Source organism: Microbacterium sp. AC026 (assembly GCF_979258475.1).
Genome location: NZ_OZ409857.1, coordinates 1,050,175 through 1,074,036, shown reverse-complemented (window position 1 = coordinate 1,074,036; position 23,862 = coordinate 1,050,175). Strand labels below are relative to the sequence as shown.

Sequence of the window (23,862 nt, the reverse complement as noted above, 5' to 3'; positions counted from 1 at the left end):
CCATGCCGGGGAGCCGCGATCGAACTCGGCGCGCACAGCCGGTCTAGCTGCGACGCTCGACATCCTGACTCAAGAGCTCGGGCCAGGCTTCGACATCTGCAGGAGTGCGGGCGACCGTCAGGGTCGCGTGCGGGAGCAGCTCGGCGAGGGATTCTGCGGTCGACAGCGGGTGGCCGGGGTCGTCCACCCAGGCCAATATCGTCGTCGGCACATCGATCCCTGCGACCACCTCAGGGGCGGGCAGGTCGCTGAGCGCTGCACCGCGAAACAACGACGGCAGAAGGGCATCGGCGACGTCGGGCCATGTCTCCGTGGCCGAGACGGTGGCCGGGGGTGGCGTCGATCCGCGCGTGCCGGCGAGGAACGCCTCGACACCATCGGCTTCGATCAGCGCAGCCGCGGCTCGGTAGATATCCGCTTGATCGGGTCTGGTCTTCCACCCGGTGGGCGGCACCATGAGTGTGAGTCCGGTGAAGCGGTCCGGCTCGAGCGACGCAGCGTGCAGAAGGGTCGCGGCACCCATCGAGGGGCCGACCCCGTGGACGCGCTCGCCGGGGAACCAATGATCGAGCAACCGCAGAAGATCATCCGCCAGGTTCGGCCAGCGATAGTCGTCGGCAACCTTCCGCCCGGTCGAACGGCCATGGCCGCGTGCGTCGTACCGCAGGAGTCGAGTTCCGCTCAGTCCGCGACCGAGGTCGAGATTGAGCACCCGGTCGCGGGCCCGACTCGACGTGAGGCCATGCAGCTGGACGACGGGGTGCCCGCCTTCATCGCTCAGGGCGACAGCCAGCTCGGCTCCGGGTACCTCGAAGGTGGGCATCAGGCTCCTCGATCGATGACTGAGCGAGTCTGCTCGGGCAGTCGTGTTGAGTGATCAGGTTATCCGGACGATATGGTGCTACCCATGCGACTGACCAACGTCACGCACCTCCGCCTCCCCTTCGGACGGCTCTGGGGGTACGACGTCAGCGCGTCTGCGCTCGGGCGGCGACTCCCCGTGTCGTTCGACCAGCGACTGCATGTGGGGGCGGGTGACCGACCCGGCTCCTGGATGGCTCTGTCGTTCCGGTTGCCCGCACAGACCGATCGTGAGTCGATCGCGGATGCGTGGCTGGCTGTCGTCGCTCGACATGGCACGCTGCGATCGGCCTTCGCACGTGGTGCGGATGGCGATCCGACGCTTCACGAGATCGGGATCAGCCCCGGAAGCTGGGTCGAGCACCAGGTGGGCCCTGGTCAGGCGGTCAATGACGCGCTGCGCGATATCCTCGACGCGGAGTGCTCCCCGTACGGACGTCCGTCCCATCGGCTGTGCGTGCTGGAGACCGCTGCGGGGCTCACGGTCGTGATCGCGGCGGACCACGCGCACGTCGACATGTGGTCGATGCTCGTGATCGTGCGCGATCTGCTGTCCGCGCTGGACGCGGGCAAGACGGGCGCGAAGCCGATGTCGACGCCGAGGTCGGCGCCGGCGTTCGTCGAACACACGCAGGCGCTGCTGGACAAGGACCCTGCACCGGACCACGTGCGGCGGCGATGGGAAGCGATCATCGCGGACAGCGGCGGTGTGATGCCGCAGTTCCCCCTGTCGCTGGGCGCACCCGAGCCACATCGCGAGCGCGTGGAAGTGCGCGATGTGTTCGATGTCGACGACGCCGCGGCATTCGCCGCGCAGGCCCGTGACGATGGCGTCTCCACGCTCGCATCTGCGGTCGTCGCGATGACTGCGGTGACGCGCGAAGTCGCGGGTACTGCGCTGCGAGCCGTGTTTCCCGTGCACAGTCGCTTCGAGGACGACTGGCATGACTCGGTCGGCTGGTTCATCACGAATTCCGTCCTCGAATCGGAGCTCGCCGAACCGCACGCTGCAGCAGCGGCCGTCAAGGAAGCAGTACAACTCGGTGCGTGGCCGCTCGCAGATGTGCTCGCACCGTGGGGTGGGATGCCGGTGGCTCCAGGGATGTTCGCGATCTCGTGGCTGGATCTGCGCAGGCTGCCCGTGCGGATCGACTCCGTCGGGCTCGACGCCCAGTACGTCAGCGCGGCAACCGACACCGACGGCGTCATGCTGTGGTTCATCCTGGACGAGTCCGGTCTGCACCTGAGATGCCGCTATCCCGACACCGCAGAGGCTCGCACCAATGTCGGCGGATGGCTCGACCTGCTCGTAGCCAGGATGCAGGCCGACGCGCGGTCCTCAGTGCGGGGACGACTGCAGGTGGCGGGCCGAACCTTCCGTGTCGAGCGGGCGACTCGGGATGACATCGAGGCGATCGCAGCGCTGCTGTCGGACGATCGATTCGGTGCAGACCGTGAGAGTGTCGAACTCGACCGATACGAGGCGGGCTTCCGCGCCGTCATCCGCGACGCATCCAACTACCTGGGGGTCGTCCGGGACAGCGCCGACCGCATCGTCGCCACCATGCAGTTGACCGTCATCCCGGGGCTCTCTCGCGGCGGGTCGACCCGACTGCAGATCGAGGGACTGCGTGTCGCGACGGCGGAGCGATCACGGGGCCTGGGCGCGGCGATGCTGGAGTGGGCGCACGAGTTCGGTCGTGCGCGGGGGCGACGCTGTCACAGATCACCACAGACGAGGCTCGGGATCGCACCCGCGCGTTCTACACCCGGCTCGGCTACCAGACGGCCCACGTCGGGCTCAAACGGAACATCTAGCGCGCGTCACACTGCCAGGGCGTGCGGGTAATCCGTCGATCGTCCCTGGAAGCTCAGGATGCTCGGGTTCTGGATCATTCCGTCGCGGATCTCGATCGCGCGTGTGAGCGTCGAGCTCTCGGCCCACGCGTCGGGGCCTTCGAGCACAGTGCGGAGGAAAGGCAGGAGAGCTTCGCTGATGTCCCACGTGGCCGAGTTCCAGAGATACGACGGGCTGTGGTCGACGGCGTAGTAGTTCACGCCCTGACCCACCGTGAACATCGGCTCGTCGAAGGTCGTCGGGGTCGCCCACTCGAAGCCCATGCCCTCGTCGCACGACACATCGATGATCAGGCTGCCCGAGGCGAAACGGGACAGGTCCTCGGTGCGCAGATACGTCAACGGCGCCGCGACATCCTGCAGGGTGCAGTTCACGACGATGTCGTACGTCGCCAGGAAGTCGGGGAGCAGCACGGAGCCGTCCTCCGTCTCGACCTCGCTGAGGTGCGTGGGGCCGTCGTCGGTGTTCAGCTGAGTGAGGTGCGAGTTGTGGATGGGGGAGCCCACGGCGGCCGCCCCGCGCTGAGTGAGGACTTCGATGTCGTGCACCCCGTGAGCATTCAATGCCGTCACCGCGCCGCGTGCCGTCGCCCCGAAGCCGATGACGACTGCGCGCAGGCGCGGGCCGTAGTCCCCGGTCGAGCCGACGAGGCTCATCGCATGGATGACCGAGCAGTAGCCGGCCAGCTCGTTGTTCTTGTGGAAGACGTGCAGGCTCATGTCTCCCTGCGGGGTCCAGTGGTTCATGGCCTCGAAGGCGATCAGCGTGAGACGGCTGTCGATCGCGGTCTGCGTGAGAGCGACGTCCTGCACGCAGTGCGGCCAGCCCCACAGGATGCCGCCAGCGCTGATCTCGGCGACATCCGCGAGCTGCGGCTTGGGCAGCAGCAGCACGTCAGCGGAGGCGAGCACGTCAGACCGCGCGGCGACCCGGCCCACGCGGGACTCCACATAGCCGGGCTCCAGCTGGAAGTCGGCGCCGTACCCGTGCTCGACGATCATGCGAGCGCGCACATCCGCGTCGATGCGGTCGAGATGGCGGGGATGGATCGGGAGGCGCCGTTCGTTCTCCATCGAGGAGTTCGCCAGCAGGCCGAGGGTCAGAAGCTCCGGGCCGGAGGTCGGGGTATGGACGGACGAGCGTGTCGTGTCTGACAACGGGTTCCCATCTTCGGGGAACCAGAGTCAGCTCCTGGCCTGACTCTACGCCCCTGCGCGCCTGAGGTGGGGCGGGGCCGATCTCCGCCGACGGGCTCGACTACGCTGGAAAGCGATCCCTGACATCCGAACGAGGAGCCGCGCGCCCATGACCGATACCCAGATCTTCGAGCCAGAGGGCCGCGCGATCCCCTTCGTGGATGAGGGAGACGGTCCGGTCAAGCTGGTTCTGATCCAGGAGCAGGGACTCGCCGCCGACGTGCTGGGCGTCGCCGCGCACTATCTCGCCGAAGAGGCGGGTTTCCATGTGCTGCGGATCGGACACCGCGCGGCATCCGATGCCTCGCTCGACGAGCGTGTCGACGACGTCATCGACGTGATCGATCACGTCGGAATCGAGGACACCTGGGTCGGCGGTCATGGCTTCGGTGGGACGATCGCACGCGCCCTCGTGGCAGCGCACAGCGACCGGGCCAACGGTCTGCTGCTGCTCGGCGTCGAGGACGTCGACATCGCCGTCGCACCGGCGATCCCCGTGCTGATCGTTCAGGGAACCGAAGACACCGACACCCCGGCCGCCACTGCCGAGGCGTTGCAGGCCACGATGCCTGACCGTTCCAGCATCAAGACGATCGCCGGCGACCACCTGTTCCCGATGCACCACCCGATCGAGACCGGCGTGATCATCGAGGAATACCTGGACTGGGACTGACTCGGATGCCATCATCTGGCCGCACTGTCGTCCTCGCGATCGACCTGCAGGCCGGCGTGATGCCGGGATGCTTCGACGAGCACAGTGTGCTCGCGCGTGCCGCAAGCCTCGTCGAGCGCGCTCGCGACGGTGGGGTTCCCGTGGTCTGGGTCCACCACGACCCCGTCGGAGTGGGCACACCCGAGTGGGAGCTCGCCGCGCCGCTGCGGCGGCACGAAGGAGAGCCGTTGGTTCGCAAGAGCTACCGCGACTCCTTCGCCGACACGAACCTGCGCGAGACCCTGGACGCCCTCGGCGCGACACGACTGGTGATCACCGGCGCGCAGTCCGACTTCTGCGTACGCACCACGATGCAGCGCGCGGCGGCGGAAGGCTATGACGTGACCCTCGTGAGTGACGCGCACACGACGGTCGACACGGAGTGGGACGGCGTGCCGATCTCAGGTGAGCAGATCGTCGCGCACACGAACATGTACTTCTCGGGACTGCGGTATCCCGGGCAGGAGTTCGCGATCGCGACGCATGATCAGGTCGCGCTCTGACGAGAGCCGCGCCCTATATTGATCTCGTGACCCAGTATGCAGCTCAGGCCAAGACGAACCTGCTCGCCCTGGTGGGCTTCATCGCCGCGTTCGTGATCCCTCTCGCGGGTGTGATCCTGTCGATCTTCGCGCGCCGACAGCTGGACGCTCCCGGGAACACCGAGTCCGGCCGGGGCCTCGCTCGGTGGGCGATGGTGATCGGCATCCTCGGCACGCTCGCTCAGGTCGCCTTCTTCATCCTCTGGTTCTCGCTCTTCCTCCGTGCCGTGGCCTGACGGTCACCGGGCCGGGGCGGGCGTGGACCAGCCGTGAGCCTGACAGACTGGTCTGATGACCGCCACCCTCGTCGCCCAGAACCTGGCAGGCGGCTACGGCCACCGCATCCTCTTCGAGGGCCTCGACCTGACTGTCGCTCCCGGTGACGTCATCGGCGTGGTAGGCGCGAACGGCGCGGGGAAATCGACTCTGCTCCGCCTGCTCGCCGGTGTGGATGCGCCGATGGGTGGGTCGATCTCGCTCGCGCCCACCGACGCTTTCGTCGGCTGGCTGCCTCAGGAGCATGAGCGCGTCGACGGCGAGACGGTGGCGGGATACATCGCGCGCCGCACGGGCTGCGCGACGGCGACGAGTGAGATGGATGCCGCTGCAGCGGCGCTCGGCGATCCCACGCTCGCCCCGGCGGGCACGGACCCCGCCGACACCTATTCTCAGGCGCTCGATCGGTGGCTCGCGAGCGGTGCCGCCGATCTCGAGGAGCGCATCCCTGCGGTGCTCGCCGACCTCGGACTCCCGAGCACGAGCGGCGTCGCGGAGGACGCGCTCATGACCGGCCTGTCCGGCGGCCAGGCGGCTCGCGTCGGACTCGCCGCACTGCTGCTGTCGCGGTTCGACATCGTCTTCCTCGACGAGCCGACCAACGACCTCGACCTCGATGGGCTGGAGCGCCTCGAGGCGTTCGTACGCGGTCTCCGCGGCGGCGTCGTTCTCGTCAGCCACGACCGCGAGTTCCTGGCTCGCAGCGTCACCCGCGTGCTCGAACTCGATCTCGCCCAGGGATCGAATCGTCTCTACGGGGGCGGCTACGACGCCTACATCGAGGAACGCGCCGTCGTGCGTCGGCACCTGCGGGAGAAGTACGACGAGTTCGCCGACAAGAAGGCGGACCTCGTCGCGCGGGCGCGCACCCAGCGAGAATGGTCGAGCCAGGGCGTCCGGAACGCGATGAAGAAGGCTCCGGACAACGACAAGATCAGGCGCAAGGCGTCGACGGAGTCGAGCGAGAAGCAGGCGCAGAAGGTGCGTCAGATGGAGAGCCGGATCGCCCGCCTCGACGAGGTCGAGGAGCCGCGCAAGGAATGGCAGCTGGAGTTCTCGATCGGCTCGGCGCCCCGATCGAGCAGCGTGGTCTCGACACTCAACGGTGCGGTCTTCCAGCAGGGCGCGTTCACGCTGGGGCCGCTGTCGCTGCAGGTGGACGTCGGCGACCGCATCGGAATCACCGGTCCCAACGGCGCCGGCAAGTCGACTCTGCTCCGTGGGCTCCTCGGACGACAGCAACCCGTCGAGGGGACCGCGGCGCTCGGGAGCAGCGTGCAGATCGGCGAGATCGACCAGGCTCGGTCGCTGCTGATCGGCGATTCTGCGCTCGCCGATGCGTTCGAGGCTCTCGTGCCCGAGATGTCGTCGGCCGAGGTGCGCACTCTGCTGGCGAAGTTCGGTCTGAGGGCAGACCACGTCACGCGTTCCGTCGAAGCCCTGTCACCGGGTGAACGCACGCGGGCGGCACTGGCGCTGCTGCAGGCGCGGGGAGTCAATCTGCTCGTCCTCGACGAGCCGACCAACCACCTCGACCTGCCGGCGATCGAACAGCTCGAGCAGGCGCTCCAGTCGTACACCGGAACTCTGCTGCTGGTCACGCACGACCGACGGATGCTGGAGGCCGTCCAGACCGATCGGCGGTGGTCCGTCGAGAGCGGCCAGGTCACCGAACGCTGAGGCTCAGCGACCCTGACGCTTCTTGTAGGGCTTCGGCTGACCCTTCACGATGGGCGCGCGACCTTTGCCCTTGGACGCCTTGGCCTTGCCGCCCGCCGGGCCCGCCGTCTTCGGCGCGGGCGGGGAGCGGCGGCCACGGTCGCCTGCGCTTCAGCGAGGAACAGCTCTCCCACGTTCGTGAGTCGCGGCGTCCCTTCGCGATTGATCAGCGTGTGTCCGACCTCGTCCTCGAGCTTGTCGAGAGAGGTGTACAGGGAGGCCAGGGGAATGCCCAGCTGGGAAGCGGCTCGGGGGAAGTGCAGCGTCTCAGCGAGGACGACGTAGCGACGGAGCAATGCCAGCTTCATGCGGGGAACGGTCCTTCTGGATCCGCGACGATCACGGGTCTCCGTCTAACCTACGCGAGGCGGATGCGCGGCAGTCCCAGACGCACGGATGCCGCGGCTCGATGAGCCGCGGCATCCGGTGGCGGATCTCCTCAGGAGACCTGCGGAAGCACGGCGAAGGACACGGATCCCTCGTCATCGACGCCGGCGTCGAGCACCTTGTCATCGAGCGCGGCTGCGGCGGTCTCATCGAGGAAGAGTCGGGTGCCCGACACCTCGACGACCTGGTCGTCGGGTTCCGGGTCCGGCGTCACGAGGACGGCGAGGCGCGCACCCCCATCCGGTCCAGGGGCGGGCGTGGAGTGGATGCGAAGCCCGGCGTCGTCAGCGTCGGTCTGACGGCTGACGAGGGTGTTCACGATTGCGGTGGCGTTATCGGTGAGGGTGAGCACAAGACTCTCCTTCCGGTTGCGGTCACGACGTGGGTGCGGCGTGACGGGCCACGATTCCGCACTCGGCGGGACGATTCAACCCGACGCGCCCGTTCAGAGGGGTCTCACACCTGATGCAGAGGTTTTCTCAGGAACACCTGCTCGGTTCCGTCGCCCTGCGGCACGCGCTCGGCCTTCTCGTATCCGCATGACTCGTACAGGCGGATGTTGGCCTCGCTCAGACTGCCGGTGAAGAGCTCGGCCACATCCGCGCTCGACGCGCGTTCGGCCGCGTCGAGCAGCGTGCGCCCGATGCCCTCTCCCTGCATGTCGGGCGCGATCGCGATCCTGCCGATCAGCAGCACGCCGTCGTCCTCGACGAACCGGATGACCCCGACCAGCCGTCCGTCCTTCCGCGCCGCGAGGCCGCTGCTGGAACGCAGCTCGGCCTCCACTTCGGGGAGCGTCTGGGTCAGCGGGGGCATATCGGCGCTGCCGTAGATCTGCGCCTCCGACACGAACGCCGCGCGCTGCAGGGTGAGCACCTCACCCGCATCCGACTCCGAGGTCGGGCCGATCACCACATCCGATGCGTGGTCGTCGATCTCGGTCTGTGCTCTCTCTGATTTCGTCACTGCGCCACGATCTGATGAGACCGGGGGGACTGTCAACCCCCTCGATACGGGTCGCGAGCGGAGCTAGTCTCGCAGTTTCCAACCCCAGGAGGACTCATGGCTGAGAAGAGCACGTCCAAGAGCGCGTCCAAGACCGGCACCGCATCCAAGCGCGGAGCGAAGACGACGAGAAGGCAGAACGCCGAGAAGGGATTCACGGCGTCGCCCACCCTCGCCGCGAACCTGCAGCTCGTGCTGGTCGACCTGATCGAGCTCTCACTACAGGGCAAGCAGGCTCACTGGAACGTCGTCGGACGCAACTTCCGCGACACCCACCGTCAGCTCGACGAGATCATCGACGCCGCGCGCACGTTCAGCGACACGGTCGCCGAGCGGATGCGGGCACTGCACGCGGTGCCCGACGGACGCACGGACACGATCGCGGAATCGACCTCTCTTCCCGCGTTCCCGATGGGCGAGGTCTCGACGACCGACACGATCGACCTCATCACCGCGCGCCTCGAGGCGACGATCGGGACGATCCGCGACGTGCACGATGCCGTCGACGAGGAAGACCCCACGTCGGCCGACATCCTGCACGCGGTGCTCGAGAGCCTGGAGCAGTTCGCGTGGATGGTGAGTGCCGAGAACCGCACTCCCGCGACCAGCTGAGCTGACGTCTCACTCTCGCTCGTCCTCCCGCGTACGGTCGGCCTCTCGCCGGACCAGGCGCGGGAGGACGAGCCAGAGAAGGAGGACCGCGACCAGTGAGGAGACGAGCGCGATGAGCCCGGCGGCGCGATCGACGGTGAAGTCGATGATGAGGGTGGTCACACCGATCGTCAGTGCGGAGATCGCCACGAGGTCGATCTTCACAATCCGAGCGGCCACCCGGACGAGTTCGGGTTTGCGGCGGCGACCGAACAGCGCCCGATGCATGCCCACCGGCGCGAGCGCCAGGATCGTCGCCAGCGCGGCGAGTGCCACCAGCACCACGTACAGATCCCGCTGGACCTCGTCCATGTCCTCGAAGCGGGGAGTGAAGGCGACGGCCAGCAGGAATCCGGTGAGGATCTGCGTACCGGTCTGCATCACTCGCAGCTCCTGCAGGAGCTCCTCCCAGTTGCGGTCGGCGCGCTCGTTCCGAGTCTCGTCGCGTCCGTCTCGTCGGTCGTCGAGCTCGCTCGACGGTGCAGATCGGTGGTCGGGTTCCATGCAGTCAGTTTTGCGGCACCGCTCGGAGTCTGTCCAGACTCTTGCGCAGATGCACTCGAGGAGCAGGGGATGACGCTTCCACCGATCCGCGAGTGGTGGCCCGGGCTGTCGCTCGAGGCGCGAGTCGAGGTGCTCGGAGACACCGCGCCGCACCTCGGCGAGCGGACGCGGGATGAGATCAGGACGATCACCGGGGCTGTGGTCGGCATGGCCGAGACGCTGTCCGACGACGATCTCGAGTACGCCCGTTCCGAGGCCCGGTCGGAGATCGAGCAGGAGGACTCGGCTTGAAACGGCGTTGTCAGCTGTCGCCGTTCGCGTGCTCCTCGCGCAGCCGCGGAACGGTGCGGCGTTCGGGACGGAGACCGGCCTTGTCTGCGTAGAACGCCCGGATCCTGTCCATGTCGGCGGCGACGTCCCCCGTCAGCTCGATCGTGGGGCCGAGTCCGGTGGTCATCGTGGTGCGGTCGACGAAACCGAGAGTCACCGGCATCCCGGTCTCTCGTGCGATCCGATAGAAGCCGGACTTCCAGTACTCGTTGCCCCCGCGAGTGCCGTCGGGCGTGATCACGAGGCCGAAGACGCCGCCGGAATGGACCTGCTCCACGACGTCGTTGACGACCCGCGCCGGGTCGGCGCGGTCGACGGCGATGCCGCCGAGACGACGCATGATCGGACCCCGCCACCCGCGGAACAGGCTGTTCTTGCCGAGCCAGTGCACCTCGATGCCCAGTCTCCACGCGATCGCCAGCATGAGCACGAAGTCCCAGTTGGACGTGTGCGGCGCACCGATGAGGATGGTGGGTCTCTGAGGAGTGGCCTCGGCGGTGAGGGTCCAGCGGCTGACTGCCCAGAAGAAGCGGGCGAGGAGTCGTTTGAGCACTCGTCCACCGTAGGGCAGAACGTCTGATGATCAGCCGCCCCCCGGCCGCCGCCGCATTTCCGCGCCATGCCGTCGCCACAGGCGTACGATCGAGTGATGGCCAAGACACAGGACTCCGCCGAGCAGGACGCACCGACCGTGCTTCAGCCGCTGACCGGAACTCCGAACCTGCTTGATGACGACGCCGCCGGGTACTGCAGCGGCGGCGTCTGCCACTTCCCTGCGCCGAAGACGCAGTAGCAGGAGACGCCGCCGCAGCGGGACGATCAGTGCCCGCCGTGCGCTCCGCCGGAGACGTCGTCTGCCGGCTTGCGGACGAAGGGGCTCAGCGCCACCGCAGCCAGCGAGATGATCGCGGCGATGAGGAATGCCATGCGGGCACCCGGCGCACCGGCGACCGCCGTGGGGAGCCCTTCGGCTTCTCCGGCGTGCAGGATGGCGGAGTACGTCACCGTCAGCACCGCCACGCCCGCCGCGCCACCGACCTGCTGGAGGGTGTTCAGCACAGCGGAGCCGTGTGAGTACAGCGAACGCTGCAGCGACCCGAGCGACGCGGAGAACAACGGCGTGAACGACATCGCGAGTCCGACCGACATGGCCGCCTGCACGATGATGAGGACCCACCACACGGTGTGCTCGCCGACGGTCGAGTAGTAGAACAGCGCGGCCGACACCAGGATCGTTCCGGGGATCAGCAGCGGGCGAGTGCCGCGTGCGTCGTACACCCGACCCATGATGGGGCCGAGCAGGCCCATCAGCACCGAACCGGGAAGGAGGATGAGGCCGGACTCGAGGGCGTTGAGGCCGGCGACGTTCTGCAGGTACTGCGGCAGAAGGGTCAGCGTCCCGAACATCGACAGCGCGAGGATCGTCATGATGACGACCGAGAACGTGAAGTTCGCCGAGCGGAACACGCGCAGGTCGAGCAGTGCGTCGTCGACCCGCTGCAGCACCAGCTGGCGCCACACGAACAGCGCGAGTGCGACGGCACCCACGACGAGAGCGACGACACCGGCGGTCTCGCCGGATCCGCCTTCGCCGCCGAACTGGCTGAGACCGAAGACGATGCCGCCGAATCCGAGAGCGGCGAGCGGGATGGAGACGACATCGAGGGGGACCACGCGGGTCTCACCCAGGTTGGTCATCCACTTGACGCCGATGAGCAGCGAGACGAGCGCGATGGGCAGGATGATCGCGAACAGCGCACGCCAGTGGAGCGTCTCGAGGACCGCACCGGCGAGCGTCGGTCCGATCGCGGGAGCGAGCGAGATGACGAGTCCGACGCGCCCCATCATGCGTCCGCGCGACTGGGCGGGGACGACGTTCATGATGGTGGTCATGAGGAGCGGCATCATGATGCCCGTGCCGGCGGCCTGGATGACGCGGCCGGCGAGGAGGATCTCGAATCCGGGCGCCACGAGGGCGACCAGGGTTCCGAGCGAGAACGAGATCATCGCGGCGATGAAGACCTGACGGGTCGTGAAGCGCTGCAGGATGAACCCGGTCGTCGGGATGACGACCGCCATGGTGAGCATGAATGCGCTCGTCAGCCACTGGCCGAGCTCGGGCGGGATGCCCAGATCGACGTTCAGATGGGGGATCGCGATGCCCATCGTGGTCTCGTTGAGGATCGCGACGAACGCGGCGACGAGCAGGAGCCAGATCACGCGCATGTCGCTGCGGGCGATCTCGCCGCTGCGCGCGGGAGGGGCGTGGTGATCGACCCGGTGTCGACGGCAGACATACGGCCTCCAAGGCACTGAAGAGAGGGGAGATCGCGCGAGTGCGCGGGGACCACTCAGCGTAACCACAGGTTCGGACATTTCATTCCGGATCCCTTTGAATCCGCTCTCAGCGGACGGACGCCCGCGCTGAGCGCGTCCCGGGGTCATGCGTGCTGACTACGCTGGCGACATGAGCATGGGTGGTGGACGCGGGGGATTCCGCGGTGTGGACGAGAGCGCACAGCGTCGGCTCAACGCCGAGGCACCGCGCATCAGCGGGCTCGGATCCAGGGTGATCGCGCTGTTCCGTCCGTACCGCTGGCGCATCTTCTGGACCGGCGTATTGGTCGTGATCGGCGCCGCCATCGCCGTGATCCCGCCGCTGATCGTGCAGCGCATCTTCGACGACGCGCTCTTCCCCGTCGACGGCGGTGGCCCCCAGCTGCAGCTCCTGATCTGGCTGGTCTCGGCGATGGTCGGGCTCTTCCTCCTCTCCGCCGTCCTCGGCGTCGCGCAGACCTGGCTCACCTCGACCGTCGGCAACAGCGTCACGGGCGATCTGCGGGTCCGGCTGTTCGAGCATCTGCAGGCCATGGAGCTCGGATTCTTCACCCGGACGAAGACCGGCGTCATCCAGTCGCGTCTGCAGAACGACGTCGGCGGCGTCTCGGGCGTCCTGACCAACACCGTGACCAGCATCCTCGGCAATGTCGTGACGGTCATCGCCTCCCTCGTCGCGATGATCCTGATCGATTGGCGACTCACGCTGATCGCTGTCGTGCTCATGCCGTTCCTCATCATCGTGCAACGACGCGTGGGGCAGGTCCGTGCGCGCATCGCCGGCGAGACCCAGGAGTCGCTGTCCGAGCTCACCTCCATCACGCAGGAGACTCTGAGCGTGTCGGGGATGCTCCTGTCGAAGGCGTTCAACCGACAGCGCACCGAATCGCAGCGATACCAGGCCGAGAACCGCAACCAGGTGAGGCTGCAGGTACGGCGGGCGATGAGCGGGCAGGGCTTCTTCGCGGTCGTCCAGGTGCTGATGGCGAGCGTCCCCGCGGTCATCTACCTCGTCTCGGGCTACCTGATCGCCGGCGGCACCGGCGCGATCACCGCGGGAACCGTCGTCGCCTTCACGACCGTCCAGGCCCGTCTGCTGCAGCCGCTGATGGGCCTCATGCGGGTGTCGCTCGACCTCCAGACGTCGTCTGCGCTGTTCGCGCGCATCTTCGAGTACCTCGACCTGGTGCCCGAGATCCAGGACGCCCCGGATGCGATCACGGTCGCTGAAGCGCCGGGGCCACGGGGACGGATCGAGTTCGCCGACGTCGTCTTCCGCTATCCGGACGCGGCACCCGATGCTCGCCCCACCCTGCAGGGCGTCTCCTTCGTGGCCGAGCCCGGTCAGCACGTCGCATTCGTCGGTCCCTCGGGTGCGGGCAAGACGACGGTGCTGTATCTGGCGCCGAGACTGTACGAGGCGCATGGCGGCGCGGTGCTGTTCGCGGGAGCGGACGTGAAGACCCTCACGCAGGAGTCGATCATCGACCAGGTCGGCATCGTCTCGCAGGAGACGTACCTGTTCCACGCGACGATCCGCGAGAACCTGCTGTACGCCAGACCCGACGCGACGGACGAGGAGATGATCGCCGCCTGCACCGCAGCGAACATCCATCACATCATCAGCGGGTTCGAAGACGGCTATGACACCGTGGTCGGAGAACGGGGATACCGTCTCTCGGGCGGTGAGAAGCAGCGCATCGCGATCGCCCGAGTGCTGTTGAAGGATCCGCCCGTGCTGCTGCTCGACGAAGCGACGTCCGCTCTCGACACGGTGTCGGAGCGCGTCGTGCAGGAGGCGTTGGACGAAGCGGCCAAGGGGCGCACGACGCTGACGATCGCGCATCGACTCTCGACGATCATGGGGGCCGACGTCATCCATGTCGTCGAAGCCGGCCTGATCGTGGAGTCGGGCACTCACGCAGAGCTCCTCGCGCGGGGCGGTCTCTATGCCGAGCTCGCCGCGCAGCAGGTGGCCGCTTCGCGTGTGCTCGATACGGAGAGGGCCGTCGAGACGGCCGTCTCGGGAGGCGTGCGCGCGGCCCTCGCCCACCGTCGGGCCGACCGGGCTCCGGAGGATTCCGCCGGGGCGGATGCGGTCGACGCGCTCACCGCTCCGGTTCCGCTGCTCGACGTGTCCCGTGCCGACGAGCGGGTCTACCCGGCCGAGGGGTGAGACGTGCTCAGTGCACCGACAGGCCGCCGTCGATGAACAGCGACTGCCCGGTGACGTAGCTCGAGCCGGCGCCGGCGAGGAACACGGCCGCGGCCGCGAAATCCGACGGCAGTCCGTTGCGTCCGATCATGGTCCGTGCGGCGAGGGCGGCGATCTGCTCGGGGTCCTCCTGCAGCCGGGCGTTGAGCGGGGTGAGCACGAACCCCGGGACGAGACTGTTGCTCGTGACTCCGGTGCCTCCCCATGCCTCGGCCTCCGAGCGCATCAGCGACTCCACGGCTCCCTTCGAGGCGCCGTAGACGCCGCTGCCGACGAACGCGCGGTGCGCCTGCTGTGAGCTGATGTGGATCAGGCGCCCGTAGCCCCGCTCGGCCATGCCGGTGGCATAGCGCTGGCCGAGCAGGAAAGGGGCGAGCGCATTCACGGTCATCGTCGCGTCCCAGTCGTCCTCGGTGATCTCGGAGAACGGCGGGCGGATGTTGATCCCTGCGGAGTTCACCAGGATGTCCGGCTCGCCGAACGGCTCGACGGCCGCTTCAGCGAGGGCTCGGATTCCCTCCCGCGTGCCGAGGTCTCCGACGACTCCTGCCGCTCGGCATCCGGCGCGGGTGAGCTCCGCCACGGTCTCAGCAATCCGCGCTTCACCGCGCGCCACGATCACGGTCGAGGCGCCTGCGCTCGCGAGTGCCGTCGCGATGCCGCGTCCGATGCCCGAGCTGCCACCCGTGACGACGGCGGTGCGACCCTCGAGCGAGAAGAGGTCGGCGAGGTACTGGTTCATCGGTCTCCAGAGTGCGCGTCTCACCACGCCAGCGCGGCGGTGAGGGCGGGATCGGGGCGGGCGGCGGCGTGCTCGGGGAGTGCTTCGATCTCGGCGACGAACGCGTCGACCTCGTCTGAGTAGTCCGGTTCGGTGTGCGTGCGCGCGATCTCGAGCAGCGGCGGAATGTCCATGGCCAGGATCAGCTCGAGACGGGCGGTGACGGCGGCCTGTGCGCCCGCCTCGTGCAGCACGCGGATTCCTCCGCGCAGAGCCGTGAGATAGTCGCGCAGCACGGGGAGCTTCGCACGCCCCTGCGTGATCGAGGTGCCGTCCGCGCGCAGGCGCCAGCGCACCACGGTGTCGGGGATGACATCGAAGCTGCGCGCCCGTGTGTACATCAGCTGGGCGACCACCTGATCCTCGTAGGCGACGCCCTCGGGGAACCTCAGATCGTTCCAGAACTCGGTGCGGCTGACCTTCGACCAAGCCACGATGTTCGCGCTCGCTCGAGGGTGCTCCACGATCGTGGTGGCGAGTCGTTCAGGCGACGTCGCTGCCGACACCCACGGCTGCACGCGCCCCGCGACGTAGCGCTCGCCGTCGAAGCGCGACCGCACGTAGGCGCCGGCGACGAAATCGCTGCCGGTCTCGGCGAGCGTCCCGACGAGTCGTTCGAGGGCAGAGGGCGTGAGTTCGTCGTCTCCGTCGAGGAAGCCGATCAGGGAGTGTCGACGAGGTCGATGCCGACGTTCCGCGCGGCACCCAGGCCGCGGGACGCCTCGTGCTGCACCGCCCGGAACCGTGGATCCGATGCGGCGGCCGCGGCGAAGATCTCCGCCGTGTCGTCTCTGGATCCGTCGTCGATGAGGATCGCGTTCCACCGCGTCTCGGTCTGCGAGCGCAGCGACTCGAGTGCGGCAGGAGCGAAGGCGCCGATGTCGCGGCCGGGGACGATCAGGGTCACGATCGGGGCGGAGGCGGTCACGAGCCGAGTCTATGGCCGGCCGGTCGGGCTCGTCGTTCAGGGGTGGGTGACCGCGCGCACCGATTCGGCGACCAGCCCGGCGAGCCGTTCGGCCAGGTCGTGCGGGAGCGCCTCGCGTCCGAAGGTGAACCGCACAGAGGTCTGCGCGACCGCGGGGAGATCCCGCATGCGAGAAGCACATGCGAGGGCTCGTCGCTTCCGGCGGCGCAGGCAGAACCGCTCGACGACACCACGCCCCGACGCTCGAGCTCGAGCAGGACAGCCTCCCCGCTGACTCCGGCGAACGTGAAGCTCGCCGTGCCGGGCAGCCGTGTCACGGGGTCGCCGGTGAGGGCCGCCTGCGGCACGAGTGCGTGCACCGCGGTGATGAAGCGCCCCGTCGACTCAGCGACCCGGGCGCTCGCCTCCTCGCGCTCCGCGTCGGCGAGCTCCAGCGCTGTCGCGAGGGCCACCGCGCCCGCGACGTTCTCGGTGCCCGAACGGCGTCCTCGTTCCTGGCCGCCCCCGTGCATGAGCGGCTCGAGCGCGACGCGCCCTCGCACGGCGAGCGCTCCGACCCCTTCGGAGCTCCGAGCTTGTGCCCGGCGATCGCGACGGCATCCGCTCCGAGGCCGCTGAGCGGCAGCCACCCCGCAGACTGCACGGCGTCGACATGCACCGGGACGCCTGCCTCCCTCGCGGCTGCTGCGAGGGAGGCGACGTCCTGGACCGTGCCGATCTCGTTGTTGGCGTGTCCGAGGGCGACCAGTGCGGTGTCATCGCGCAGTGCCTGGGTCAGAGCGGCGACGGAGATCCTGCCGAGGCCGTCGACGGGGATCGGCGTCACCTCGACGTCGTGGAAGCGCCGCAGGTGGTCGGCGGATTCGAGGATCGACTCGTGCTCGATCGGCGAGACGACCAGATGCCGGCGACCGCGTGCGAGGGCTGCCAGCACGATGCCCTTCACCGCGAGATTGTTCGATTCCGTTCCACCGGATGTGAAGATCACATCGCCCGCGCGCATGCCGAGCACTCGGGCCACCCGCGACCGCGCGTCGTCGAGTGCGCTCGCCGCGGCCTCACCGTACGTGTGGTGGCTCGACGGATTGCCGAAGACCCCGGTCAGAAACGGGCGCATGGCCTCGACGACCTCCGGTCGCACCGGAGCCGTTGCGGCGTGATCGAGATAGAGCATCCCCGTCAGTCGATCCGCACGTCGAGACCGAGATCGAGCGCCCGGGCGGAGTGCGTCAGGGCGCCGACCGAGATGACGTCGACCCCGGTCGCCGCGATCGCCCCGACCGTGTCGAGAGCGACCCCGCCCGAGGCTTCGACCTGCGCGCGATCGCCGATCATCGAGACTCCGGCGCGCAGGTCGTCGAGAGAGAAGTTGTCGAGCAGCACCGTGTGCGCACCCCGTCGAGCACGGCGGGGATCTGATCGAGCCGGTCGACCTCGACGACCACGTGCGTCGTGTGAGGCAGTCGGGAGAGCGCATCCCGCAGAGCCGAGGCGAGGTCGACGCCCGAGCGCTTCAGCACCGCGAGATGGTTGTCCTTGGCCATCACCGCATCGGACAGCGAGAACCGGTGGTTGTGACCACCGCCCGAGAGCACCGCATGCCGTTCGAACGCTCGCATGCCCGGGGTCGTCTTCCGCGTGTCGGCGATCCGCGCCGATGTCCCCTCGACCGCGCGCACGTAGGCGGCGGTGGCTGTCGCGACACCGCTCATCCGCTGGGTGAAGTTCAGAGCGATGCGCTCGGCGGTGAGGATGCCGCGGGCCGAGCCGGATACCGAGGCGAGCACGTCGCCCGCATCGAAGGCGTCTCCGTCGCCCACATGCACGTCGACCGCGATCGCCGGATCGGTGAGGTGGAACGCGGCCGCGAACACCTCGCCGCCGCTGAAGGTGCCCGCTTCGCGGGCGACGAGGTCGGCAGTGGCGGTGGCATCCGCGGGAAGCAGGGTCGCGCTCGTCAGGTCGCCCCAGGGGGCGTCTTCCTCGAGGGCTGCGCTGACGACGCGGGTGATGTGGGCGGCGGTGAGCATCAGACTGTCTCCAGGAGAGGTGAGGCGAGGGGTTCGCGGAAGTGCGCACCGACGGAATCGGTGCGAGCGAGCGCGGCAGACGCGGTCGCGCGGGCGAGCAGGAGGAGGTTCGCATCCTCGCGCTCGCGGACGGTGGCCGGCTCGGGAATCGCGGCGAGCCAGCGGCCGACGATGGTTGCGGCGTGTCGCAGACCCTCTTCCGAGCGCAGCAGGCCGACGTGGTCCCACATCAGGCGCTGCAGCGCTGCGCGACTGAAGTCGGCGCCGACAGCGATCTCGCCGGTGGATTCCGACTCCTCGGACAGAGGTGCGCGAGGCGCCGAGCCGCGCTGCGAGCTGACGGGAGGATGCTGCCAGGGCGTGCCGAGCGCGGCTGCCGCGCGGGCTCCGAAGACCGCGCCTTCGAGCAGCGAGTTCGAGGCGAGACGATTCGCACCGTGCACGCCGGTGCGCGCGACCTCGCCCACGGCGAAGAGCCCGGGGACGGAGGTGCGCCCGTCGAGGTCGGTGACGACGCCTCCCATCAGATAGTGGGCGGCGGGTGTCACCGGGATCGGAGCGGAGCCCCAGTCGAGACCGCGTTCCCGCGTCACTCGATCGATCGTCGGGAACCGCTGCGCGAGCCTGAGTCCGCCGATCCTGGTCGCGTCGAGACGCACGGGGAGCCCTGTCGGGCGGACTGGCGGGCGATCGCCCGCGCGACGACGTCGCGCGGGGCGAGCTCGCCGTCCGGGTGGCTGTCGAAGACGAATCGCCGACCGTCGGCGTCCACCAGCGTCGCCCCTTCGCCGCGGACCGCTTCCGAGACGAGGAAGGCGGGACCCTCGGCCAGGATCGTCGGATGGAACTGCACGAACTCGAGGTCGGCCACCGCGGCCCCGATCCGCACGGCGGCGGCGATGCCGTCACCCGTGGTGCCGAGGGGATTCGTGGTGTGCGAGTACAGGTGCCCTGCGCCGCCCGTGGCGAGCACGACCGCGTCGGCGGAGAGCTCCGAGACCGCCCCGCCGACCTGGACACGCACGCCGCGCACGACGCCGTCCTCGGCGATCACGTCGGCCAGGAAGGCGCCCTCCACGACGGTGACATCCGCGTCGCGGACCGAGGCCACCAACGCCCGGGTGATCGCTGCTCCCGTGGCATCCCCTCCGGCGTGCACGATGCGTGCGTGACGGTGCGCGGCCTCCCGCCCGAGCAGCACCCGCCCGTCGGGTGAGCGGTCGAACGCGACGCCTCGGGCGATCAGCTCCGCGATCCTGGTCGCGCCCTCGTGCACGAGAACATCGACCGCGGCGGGATCCGAGAGTCCTGCTCCGGCATCGATGGTGTCTGCGGCGTGCTGTGCCGCCGAGTCGCCGACGCCGTAGATTCCGGCGACGCCGCCCTGCGCGTACCCTGTGCAGCCGTCGCCCAGCGCACCCTTCGTCACGATCGTGACCGAGTGGCCGGTCTCGTGCGCGTGCAGGGCCGTCGTGAGTCCGGCGATGCCCGAGCCGACGACGACGACGTTCATCGGGCGCTCGCCGCCACGGGCGGCTTCGCCGCCAGCATCCGTTCGAGGGCGATGCGGGCGGGGTCGGCCACGTCCGCCGTCACCGTGATCCGATTCGGCGTGCGGCCCGCGACGAGCTCTTCGAGCACCCAGGCGAGATACCCGGGGTGGATGCGGTACATCGTCGAGCAGGGGCACACCACCGGGTCCAGGCAGAAGATCTCGTGCTGGGGGAACTGCGCCGCGAGGCGACGGACGAGGTTGATCTCGGTGCCGATCGCGAAGGTGGTCGGCGTGGTCGCCGCGGCGATCGCCCGACGGATGTAGTCGGTCGATCCCGCCTCGTCCGCCGCGTCCACGACGGCCATGGGGCACTCGGGGTGCACGATCACCCGGACCCCGGGGTGCTCGGCCCGCGCCTGGTCGATCTGATCCACGGTGAAACGGCGGTGCACCGAGCAGAACCCGTGCCAGAGGATCACCTGCGAGTCGACGAGCTGTGCCGCGGAGGATCCGCCGAGCGCCTGGCGCGGGTTCCACATCGGCATCCGCTCGAGCGGTACGCCCATCGCCTTCGCGGTGTTGCGGCCGAGGTGCTGGTCGGGGAAGAAGAGCACGCGCTGACCGCGCTCGAACGCCCACTCGAGTACGGTCTGCGCATTCGAGGAGGTGCACACGATTCCGCCGTGGCGCCCGACGAAGCCCTTGATCGCGGCCGACGAGTTCATATATGTGACGGGGATCACCGGCACTCGTCCACCCGCATCGGGTGTGTCGAGGTCGCCCAGCACGTCCGCGAGCTGCTCCCAGCAGTCCTCGACCTGATCGATGTCCGCCATGTCGGCCATCGAGCATCCGGCCGCCAGATTGGGCAGGATCACGGCCTGGTCGGGTCCCGAGAGCAGGTCAGCCGTCTCGGCCATGAAGTGCACTCCGCAGAACACGATCGCCTCGGCGTTCGAACGCTCCTTCGCCGCGGTCGCGAGCTGGAACGAGTCGCCCACGTAGTCGGCGTGCCGCACGACCTCTTCGCGCTGGTAGAAGTGCCCGAGCACGACGGCGCGGTCACCGAGGGTGGCCTTCGCGATGCGGATGCGCTCGTCGAGGTCGGCCTCGCCGGCCTCTCGGTACTCGGCGGGGAGCTCTCCCTGCCGCGGAGCGCCGGTGGGGATGACGTCGCCCATCGACGACCCGGGACCGTATCCGGGGCGGGAGTCGAAGTCCCAGGGGCCGGCGGCGAGGTCGGTCGCGCACGTCGCGTCGGTCGAGGCGCCGGACACGATCGACTGGATCGCGTGATCGACAGAGGCGTCGATCGGCTGGACGACCGGTGTGGGAACGAAGGTGATGCTCATCGGGTGCTCGTCTCCTCGGGGCCGAGGGGCCGTGATCGGCCAGCTCGACGTCGGTGTTGTAGCGGTACAGGCGGGCGGGTCGGTGGTTGCCGGTGCGGAACCGGTCGGTGGGAAGGAGGTTGCCGGCGGATTCGACCTGGCGGCGGAAGTTGGCCGGATCCAGGTGCTTGCCGAGAATGGCCTCGTACGCCTCGCGGAGATCCGCCAGGGTGAACTCGGCAGGAAGGAAGCCGTGGGCGACGCGGCTGTAGCCGACCTTGTTCCGCAGTCGCCACAGGGCGTACTCGACGATCTTCGTGTGATCGAAGGCCAGCGCCGGGAGCTCATCGAGGTCGACCCAGCGCACGTTCTCCGGAGCCTTGCCGGATGCCCGATGCGCCGCGCTCTGCGCGTCGACGTCATCCTGGCGGAGCAGTGCCCAGTACACGATCGACACGACGCGGGTGGGGGAGCGGTCGACGGCCCCGAAGGCGTAGAGCTGCTCGAGATAGCTCGGCGTCAGTCCCGTCGTCTCGGCCAGAGTCCTGGCTGCGGCGTCGACAGCCGATTCGGTCTCGGTGAGCCAGCCGCCGGGGAGGGCCCACTGGCCGGCGAACGGCTCGCGCGTGCGCAGCACGAGTGGCAGCGCGAGCACCGCCGAGCCGTCCTCGGTGCGTCGAAGGGTGAGGATCACGGTCGACACGGCGACGTCGATGCCTCTACTTTGGGTCATATGTACCTTAACCTCCTGCTCCGATCTTAGTGTCATCTCGACTGTTAGTGCATCTTCATGACGTCACCGCCCCTGAGGCCGAAACGTTATATACCAGCGTTCTGGACTCTTGTCGCTATGAAAGGGATTTGTTAGGTTACTGTCCTAACAAATCCCTTTCGGGATCTGTTGCGAACTCCGTCCGGAGTTCGACTCCACCCGGAGAAATCCCTCCTGCAGTGCAGCACCGAGAGGAAATACAGAATGATCCGTAACGGAAGGCGCAAGATCGCGCTCACCGCTGTGGCGGGGGCATCCGTCCTCGCCCTGGGCCTGACGGCCTGTGGCGCAGGCGGAGGCAACGAGGGGAGCGGTGGCGATGGCGACCGTGCTCTTCGTGTCTGGGCCGGCAGCCAGACCCCCATCACCGCGAACTACAACCCGTTCGCCCCGACCGTGCTCCACGGTGCACTCGGGCCGATCTACGAGCCGCTGTTCTTCTTCAACAAGACGGCGGATTCCGAGCCCGTCGGTCTGATCGGAGACTCGTACGAATACAACGAGGACGGCACGGTGATCACGATCGCCATCAAGCCCGATCTCAAGTGGAGCGACGGAGAGCCGCTGACCGCCGCCGACGTCGCGTTCTCCTTCACCTACGAGGCCAACAACCCTGAGGGCAACGGTCTCGTCTCGGCGGAGGCGACCGACGACACCACGGTCGTCCTCACGTACACGACCGCGCAGTACACGACCGAGTTCCAGCGCCTCGGTTCGACCTACATCCTCCCCGAGCACGTGTGGGCGGAGGTCACCGACTTCGCGAACTTCGCCAACGAAGAGCCGGTCGGCTCCGGCGCCTACGTGGTCGACAAGACGACGAGCGAGTCGTACACGCTCGTCGCCAACGAGAACTTCCGCGACGCCGACGAGCTCGGAGTCAAGAAGGTCCAGTACATCGCGGTCGACAACAACCAGACCGCACAGGACCTGCTCGCCGCCGGCAAGCTCGACTGGACGGGCATGTTCATCCCGAACCCGGACGACGTCACGGGCAACGGAGCGATCGATTGGATCAACACGCCGCAGGACCCGACCGTCCTGTACACGTGCTCGAACGCCGAGCTCGGCTGCACGGGTCCCCAGACCGACGTCGCGGTTCGACAGGCGCTCAACGTCGCGATCGACCGCGCGGCCATCAAGGACAAGGCGTTCGTCGGTCTGACCGGCGACATCTCGCCGACCTTCGCGCTGCTGCCCCGTGACGAGAAGTGGGTCGCGGACTCCGCCAACGAGATCAGCCCCCAGGAGGCGAACGCCGACGAGGCTGGCGAGATCCTCGAGGCCGCCGGCTACACGAAGGACGGCGACTTCTACGCGAAGGACGGCGTGCCGCTCGAGCTCAGCCTGATCTCGGTCGACGGCTGGACCGACTACAACGATGCGGCGAAGCTGATCGCCGAGCAGGCAGAGGCTGCCGGCATCAAGATCACGGCATCCACGGTGCAGTGGCAGGAATTCTCGGACGCCCGTCAGGGCGGTGAGTTCCAGCTGATCGTCGGCGGTGTGGTCGGAACCTCGGTGGCCGACCCGTTCCAGATCTACCGCGACTGGTTCGGCGGCACGACCGTCGGTTCGACCGCAGCGGTGGGCTCGGAGGTGCCCGCGGGGCGTTGGAACTTCAGCCGATACAGCAACCCCGTCGTCGACACGGCCGTCCAGGCCGCGATCAGCACGAACGACGAGGCAGAGAAGAAGGAGCTGTACGGCACGATCCAGACCGAGATCGTCCGTGATCTGCCCTACATCCCGCTCGTGATCAACGCGACGCAGACCTTCTACAACACGAAGGACTTCACGGGATGGCCGACGGAGGAGGACCTCTACGCCTTCCCGCCGTCCTGGGGTGCGATCGCGGCGGGCTACGTCCTGACGCAGCTCGAGCCGGCGAACTAAGCACATGGAGTCGGGGGAGCAGGAAGCGCGGTCAGT

The 23,862-nt window shown here is 68.4% G+C and carries 22 protein-coding genes and 4 pseudogenes; 10 read left to right on the top strand and 16 right to left on the bottom strand.

Annotation, left to right across the window (positions count from 1 at the left end):
- Positions 1-43 precede the first annotated feature (43 nt).
- Positions 44-823: an alpha/beta fold hydrolase gene (locus tag ACZZ93_RS05490; protein ID WP_463510623.1), complete on the bottom strand. Its 780-nt coding sequence runs from the start codon at positions 821-823 to the stop codon at positions 44-46.
- Between the two features lie 84 nt (positions 824-907).
- Here ACZZ93_RS05490 and ACZZ93_RS05485 point away from each other — a divergent pair, with 84 nt between their 5' ends.
- Positions 908-2,710, top strand: a complete 1,803-nt coding sequence (locus tag ACZZ93_RS05485; RefSeq protein WP_463510622.1) for a GNAT family N-acetyltransferase — start codon at positions 908-910, stop codon at positions 2,708-2,710.
- Here the strand turns inward: ACZZ93_RS05485 and ACZZ93_RS05480 are convergent.
- Positions 2,686-3,792, bottom strand: a complete 1,107-nt coding sequence (locus ACZZ93_RS05480; RefSeq protein WP_053099047.1) for a N(5)-(carboxyethyl)ornithine synthase — start codon at positions 3,790-3,792, stop codon at positions 2,686-2,688. The two genes, ACZZ93_RS05485 and ACZZ93_RS05480, sit on opposite strands and share 25 nt — an antisense overlap.
- A gap of 232 nt (positions 3,793-4,024) precedes the next feature.
- Here ACZZ93_RS05480 and ACZZ93_RS05475 point away from each other — a divergent pair, with 232 nt between their 5' ends.
- The 4 genes from ACZZ93_RS05475 to ACZZ93_RS05460 are packed head-to-tail and all read left to right on the top strand — an operon-like array spanning position 4,025 to position 7,125.
- Entirely contained in the window at positions 4,025-4,588 is a 564-nt protein-coding gene (locus ACZZ93_RS05475; protein WP_053095540.1) for an alpha/beta fold hydrolase, read from the top strand.
- A 5-nt stretch (positions 4,589-4,593) separates the two neighbouring features.
- On the top strand, positions 4,594-5,130 hold the full coding sequence (locus ACZZ93_RS05470) for an isochorismatase family protein (protein WP_463510621.1): 537 nt from the start codon (positions 4,594-4,596) through the stop codon (positions 5,128-5,130).
- A 26-nt stretch (positions 5,131-5,156) separates the two neighbouring features.
- Positions 5,157-5,405: a DUF4190 domain-containing protein gene (locus ACZZ93_RS05465; RefSeq protein WP_463510620.1), complete on the top strand. Its 249-nt coding sequence runs from the start codon at positions 5,157-5,159 to the stop codon at positions 5,403-5,405.
- Between the two features lie 55 nt (positions 5,406-5,460).
- Complete coding sequence (locus ACZZ93_RS05460; protein WP_463510619.1) at positions 5,461-7,125, top strand: ABC-F family ATP-binding cassette domain-containing protein; 1,665 nt, start codon at positions 5,461-5,463, stop codon at positions 7,123-7,125.
- A 44-nt stretch (positions 7,126-7,169) separates the two neighbouring features.
- Here ACZZ93_RS05460 and ACZZ93_RS05455 read toward each other — a convergent pair whose 3' ends face one another.
- From ACZZ93_RS05455 to ACZZ93_RS05445, 3 genes are all read right to left on the bottom strand, one after another.
- Positions 7,170-7,472, bottom strand: a complete 303-nt coding sequence (locus tag ACZZ93_RS05455) for a LysR family transcriptional regulator (protein ID WP_463510618.1) — start codon at positions 7,470-7,472, stop codon at positions 7,170-7,172.
- A 131-nt stretch (positions 7,473-7,603) separates the two neighbouring features.
- Positions 7,604-7,903 (bottom strand): Fe-S cluster assembly protein HesB, encoded by a 300-nt coding sequence (locus ACZZ93_RS05450; protein ID WP_053095543.1) that lies wholly within the window; start codon positions 7,901-7,903, stop codon positions 7,604-7,606.
- Between the two features lie 104 nt (positions 7,904-8,007).
- Positions 8,008-8,517 carry a GNAT family N-acetyltransferase gene (locus ACZZ93_RS05445; protein ID WP_463510617.1) on the bottom strand — a complete coding sequence of 170 codons (510 nt, stop codon included), beginning with the start codon at positions 8,515-8,517 and terminating at the stop codon, positions 8,008-8,010.
- 96 nt (positions 8,518-8,613) lie between these two features.
- Between ACZZ93_RS05445 and ACZZ93_RS05440 the strand changes: the two genes are divergently transcribed.
- Positions 8,614-9,168 carry a Dps family protein gene (locus ACZZ93_RS05440; protein WP_053095544.1) on the top strand — a complete coding sequence of 185 codons (555 nt, stop codon included), beginning with the start codon at positions 8,614-8,616 and terminating at the stop codon, positions 9,166-9,168.
- A 9-nt stretch (positions 9,169-9,177) separates the two neighbouring features.
- Here ACZZ93_RS05440 and ACZZ93_RS05435 read toward each other — a convergent pair whose 3' ends face one another.
- Positions 9,178-9,711 carry a DUF6328 family protein gene (locus ACZZ93_RS05435; RefSeq protein ID WP_053095545.1) on the bottom strand — a complete coding sequence of 178 codons (534 nt, stop codon included), beginning with the start codon at positions 9,709-9,711 and terminating at the stop codon, positions 9,178-9,180.
- A 69-nt stretch (positions 9,712-9,780) separates the two neighbouring features.
- On the opposite strand from ACZZ93_RS05435, the gene ACZZ93_RS05430 reads away from it, so the two are divergent.
- The gene (locus ACZZ93_RS05430) at positions 9,781-10,002 is read left to right on the top strand and encodes a hypothetical protein (RefSeq protein WP_053095546.1); all 222 of its coding nucleotides are present in this window, start codon (positions 9,781-9,783) and stop codon (positions 10,000-10,002) included.
- Between the two features lie 10 nt (positions 10,003-10,012).
- Here ACZZ93_RS05430 and ACZZ93_RS05425 read toward each other — a convergent pair whose 3' ends face one another.
- Entirely contained in the window at positions 10,013-10,594 is a 582-nt protein-coding gene (locus tag ACZZ93_RS05425; RefSeq protein WP_187249373.1) for a 1-acyl-sn-glycerol-3-phosphate acyltransferase, read from the bottom strand.
- 96 nt (positions 10,595-10,690) lie between these two features.
- Between ACZZ93_RS05425 and ACZZ93_RS05420 the strand changes: the two genes are divergently transcribed.
- Positions 10,691-10,834 carry a hypothetical protein gene (locus tag ACZZ93_RS05420; protein WP_164481686.1) on the top strand — a complete coding sequence of 48 codons (144 nt, stop codon included), beginning with the start codon at positions 10,691-10,693 and terminating at the stop codon, positions 10,832-10,834.
- 26 nt (positions 10,835-10,860) lie between these two features.
- On the opposite strand, the gene ACZZ93_RS05415 is transcribed toward ACZZ93_RS05420, so the two are convergent.
- Positions 10,861-12,267: an MDR family MFS transporter gene (locus tag ACZZ93_RS05415; protein ID WP_463511724.1), complete on the bottom strand. Its 1,407-nt coding sequence runs from the start codon at positions 12,265-12,267 to the stop codon at positions 10,861-10,863.
- Between the two features lie 241 nt (positions 12,268-12,508).
- On the opposite strand from ACZZ93_RS05415, the gene ACZZ93_RS05410 reads away from it, so the two are divergent.
- Positions 12,509-14,554: an ABC transporter ATP-binding protein gene (locus ACZZ93_RS05410; RefSeq protein ID WP_053099050.1), complete on the top strand. Its 2,046-nt coding sequence runs from the start codon at positions 12,509-12,511 to the stop codon at positions 14,552-14,554.
- A gap of 7 nt (positions 14,555-14,561) precedes the next feature.
- Here the strand turns inward: ACZZ93_RS05410 and ACZZ93_RS05405 are convergent, their stop codons facing one another.
- From ACZZ93_RS05405 to ACZZ93_RS05370, 8 genes and pseudogenes are all read right to left on the bottom strand, one after another.
- Positions 14,562-15,335 (bottom strand): SDR family NAD(P)-dependent oxidoreductase, encoded by a 774-nt coding sequence (locus ACZZ93_RS05405; protein ID WP_463510616.1) that lies wholly within the window; start codon positions 15,333-15,335, stop codon positions 14,562-14,564.
- Between the two features lie 20 nt (positions 15,336-15,355).
- The gene (locus tag ACZZ93_RS05400; RefSeq protein WP_463510615.1) at positions 15,356-15,934 is read right to left on the bottom strand and encodes a hypothetical protein; all 579 of its coding nucleotides are present in this window, start codon (positions 15,932-15,934) and stop codon (positions 15,356-15,358) included.
- Between the two features lie 101 nt (positions 15,935-16,035).
- Positions 16,036-16,302 (bottom strand): glycosyltransferase family 2 protein, encoded by a 267-nt coding sequence (locus ACZZ93_RS05395; RefSeq protein WP_463510614.1) that lies wholly within the window; start codon positions 16,300-16,302, stop codon positions 16,036-16,038.
- Positions 16,303-16,338: 36 nt separating this feature from the next.
- Positions 16,339-17,476, bottom strand: a pseudogene (locus ACZZ93_RS05390) (cysteine desulfurase family protein).
- Positions 17,477-17,481: 5 nt separating this feature from the next.
- Positions 17,482-18,332, bottom strand: a pseudogene (gene nadC / locus ACZZ93_RS05385) (carboxylating nicotinate-nucleotide diphosphorylase).
- A pseudogene (gene nadB / locus ACZZ93_RS05380) lies at positions 18,332-19,845 on the bottom strand (L-aspartate oxidase). The pseudogenes nadC and nadB overlap by 1 nt, the downstream one beginning before the upstream one ends.
- Positions 19,842-21,179 carry a quinolinate synthase NadA gene (gene nadA, locus ACZZ93_RS05375; protein WP_463510613.1) on the bottom strand — a complete coding sequence of 446 codons (1,338 nt, stop codon included), beginning with the start codon at positions 21,177-21,179 and terminating at the stop codon, positions 19,842-19,844. Before nadA ends, nadB begins: the two are co-directional and overlap by 4 nt.
- Before the next feature lie 16 nt (positions 21,180-21,195).
- Positions 21,196-21,891: pseudogene (locus tag ACZZ93_RS05370) on the bottom strand (NUDIX hydrolase); the annotation flags it as partial.
- 243 nt (positions 21,892-22,134) lie between these two features.
- Between ACZZ93_RS05370 and ACZZ93_RS05365 the strand changes: the two are divergent.
- A complete protein-coding gene (locus tag ACZZ93_RS05365) occupies positions 22,135-23,826 on the top strand; it encodes an ABC transporter substrate-binding protein (protein ID WP_056278036.1) in 1,692 nt (563 codons plus the stop codon).
- Positions 23,827-23,862 lie beyond the last annotated feature (36 nt).

Bases quoted from the DNA above. Each gene is read 5' to 3' on its own strand.
- ACZZ93_RS05485 (WP_463510622.1), top strand. From the start codon at position 908: ATGCGACTGACCAACGTCACGCACCTCCGCCTCCCCTTCGGACGGCTC.
- ACZZ93_RS05365 (WP_056278036.1), top strand. From the start codon at position 22,135: ATGATCCGTAACGGAAGGCGCAAGATCGCGCTCACCGCTGTGGCGGGG.
- ACZZ93_RS05405 (WP_463510616.1), bottom strand. From the start codon at position 15,335: ATGAACCAGTACCTCGCCGACCTCTTCTCGCTCGAGGGTCGCACCGCC.
- ACZZ93_RS05420 (WP_164481686.1), top strand. From the start codon at position 10,691: ATGGCCAAGACACAGGACTCCGCCGAGCAGGACGCACCGACCGTGCTT.
- ACZZ93_RS05475 (WP_053095540.1), top strand. From the start codon at position 4,025: ATGACCGATACCCAGATCTTCGAGCCAGAGGGCCGCGCGATCCCCTTC.
- ACZZ93_RS05440 (WP_053095544.1), top strand. From the start codon at position 8,614: ATGGCTGAGAAGAGCACGTCCAAGAGCGCGTCCAAGACCGGCACCGCA.
- ACZZ93_RS05410 (WP_053099050.1), top strand. From the start codon at position 12,509: ATGAGCATGGGTGGTGGACGCGGGGGATTCCGCGGTGTGGACGAGAGC.
- ACZZ93_RS05455 (WP_463510618.1), bottom strand. From the start codon at position 7,472: ATGAAGCTGGCATTGCTCCGTCGCTACGTCGTCCTCGCTGAGACGCTG.
- nadA (WP_463510613.1), bottom strand. From the start codon at position 21,179: ATGAGCATCACCTTCGTTCCCACACCGGTCGTCCAGCCGATCGACGCC.
- ACZZ93_RS05460 (WP_463510619.1), top strand. From the start codon at position 5,461: ATGACCGCCACCCTCGTCGCCCAGAACCTGGCAGGCGGCTACGGCCAC.
- ACZZ93_RS05430 (WP_053095546.1), top strand. From the start codon at position 9,781: ATGACGCTTCCACCGATCCGCGAGTGGTGGCCCGGGCTGTCGCTCGAG.
- ACZZ93_RS05490 (WP_463510623.1), bottom strand. From the start codon at position 823: ATGCCCACCTTCGAGGTACCCGGAGCCGAGCTGGCTGTCGCCCTGAGC.
- ACZZ93_RS05470 (WP_463510621.1), top strand. From the start codon at position 4,594: ATGCCATCATCTGGCCGCACTGTCGTCCTCGCGATCGACCTGCAGGCC.
- ACZZ93_RS05435 (WP_053095545.1), bottom strand. From the start codon at position 9,711: ATGGAACCCGACCACCGATCTGCACCGTCGAGCGAGCTCGACGACCGA.
- ACZZ93_RS05415 (WP_463511724.1), bottom strand. From the start codon at position 12,267: ATGCGCGTGATCTGGCTCCTGCTCGTCGCCGCGTTCGTCGCGATCCTC.
- ACZZ93_RS05480 (WP_053099047.1), bottom strand. From the start codon at position 3,792: ATGGAGAACGAACGGCGCCTCCCGATCCATCCCCGCCATCTCGACCGC.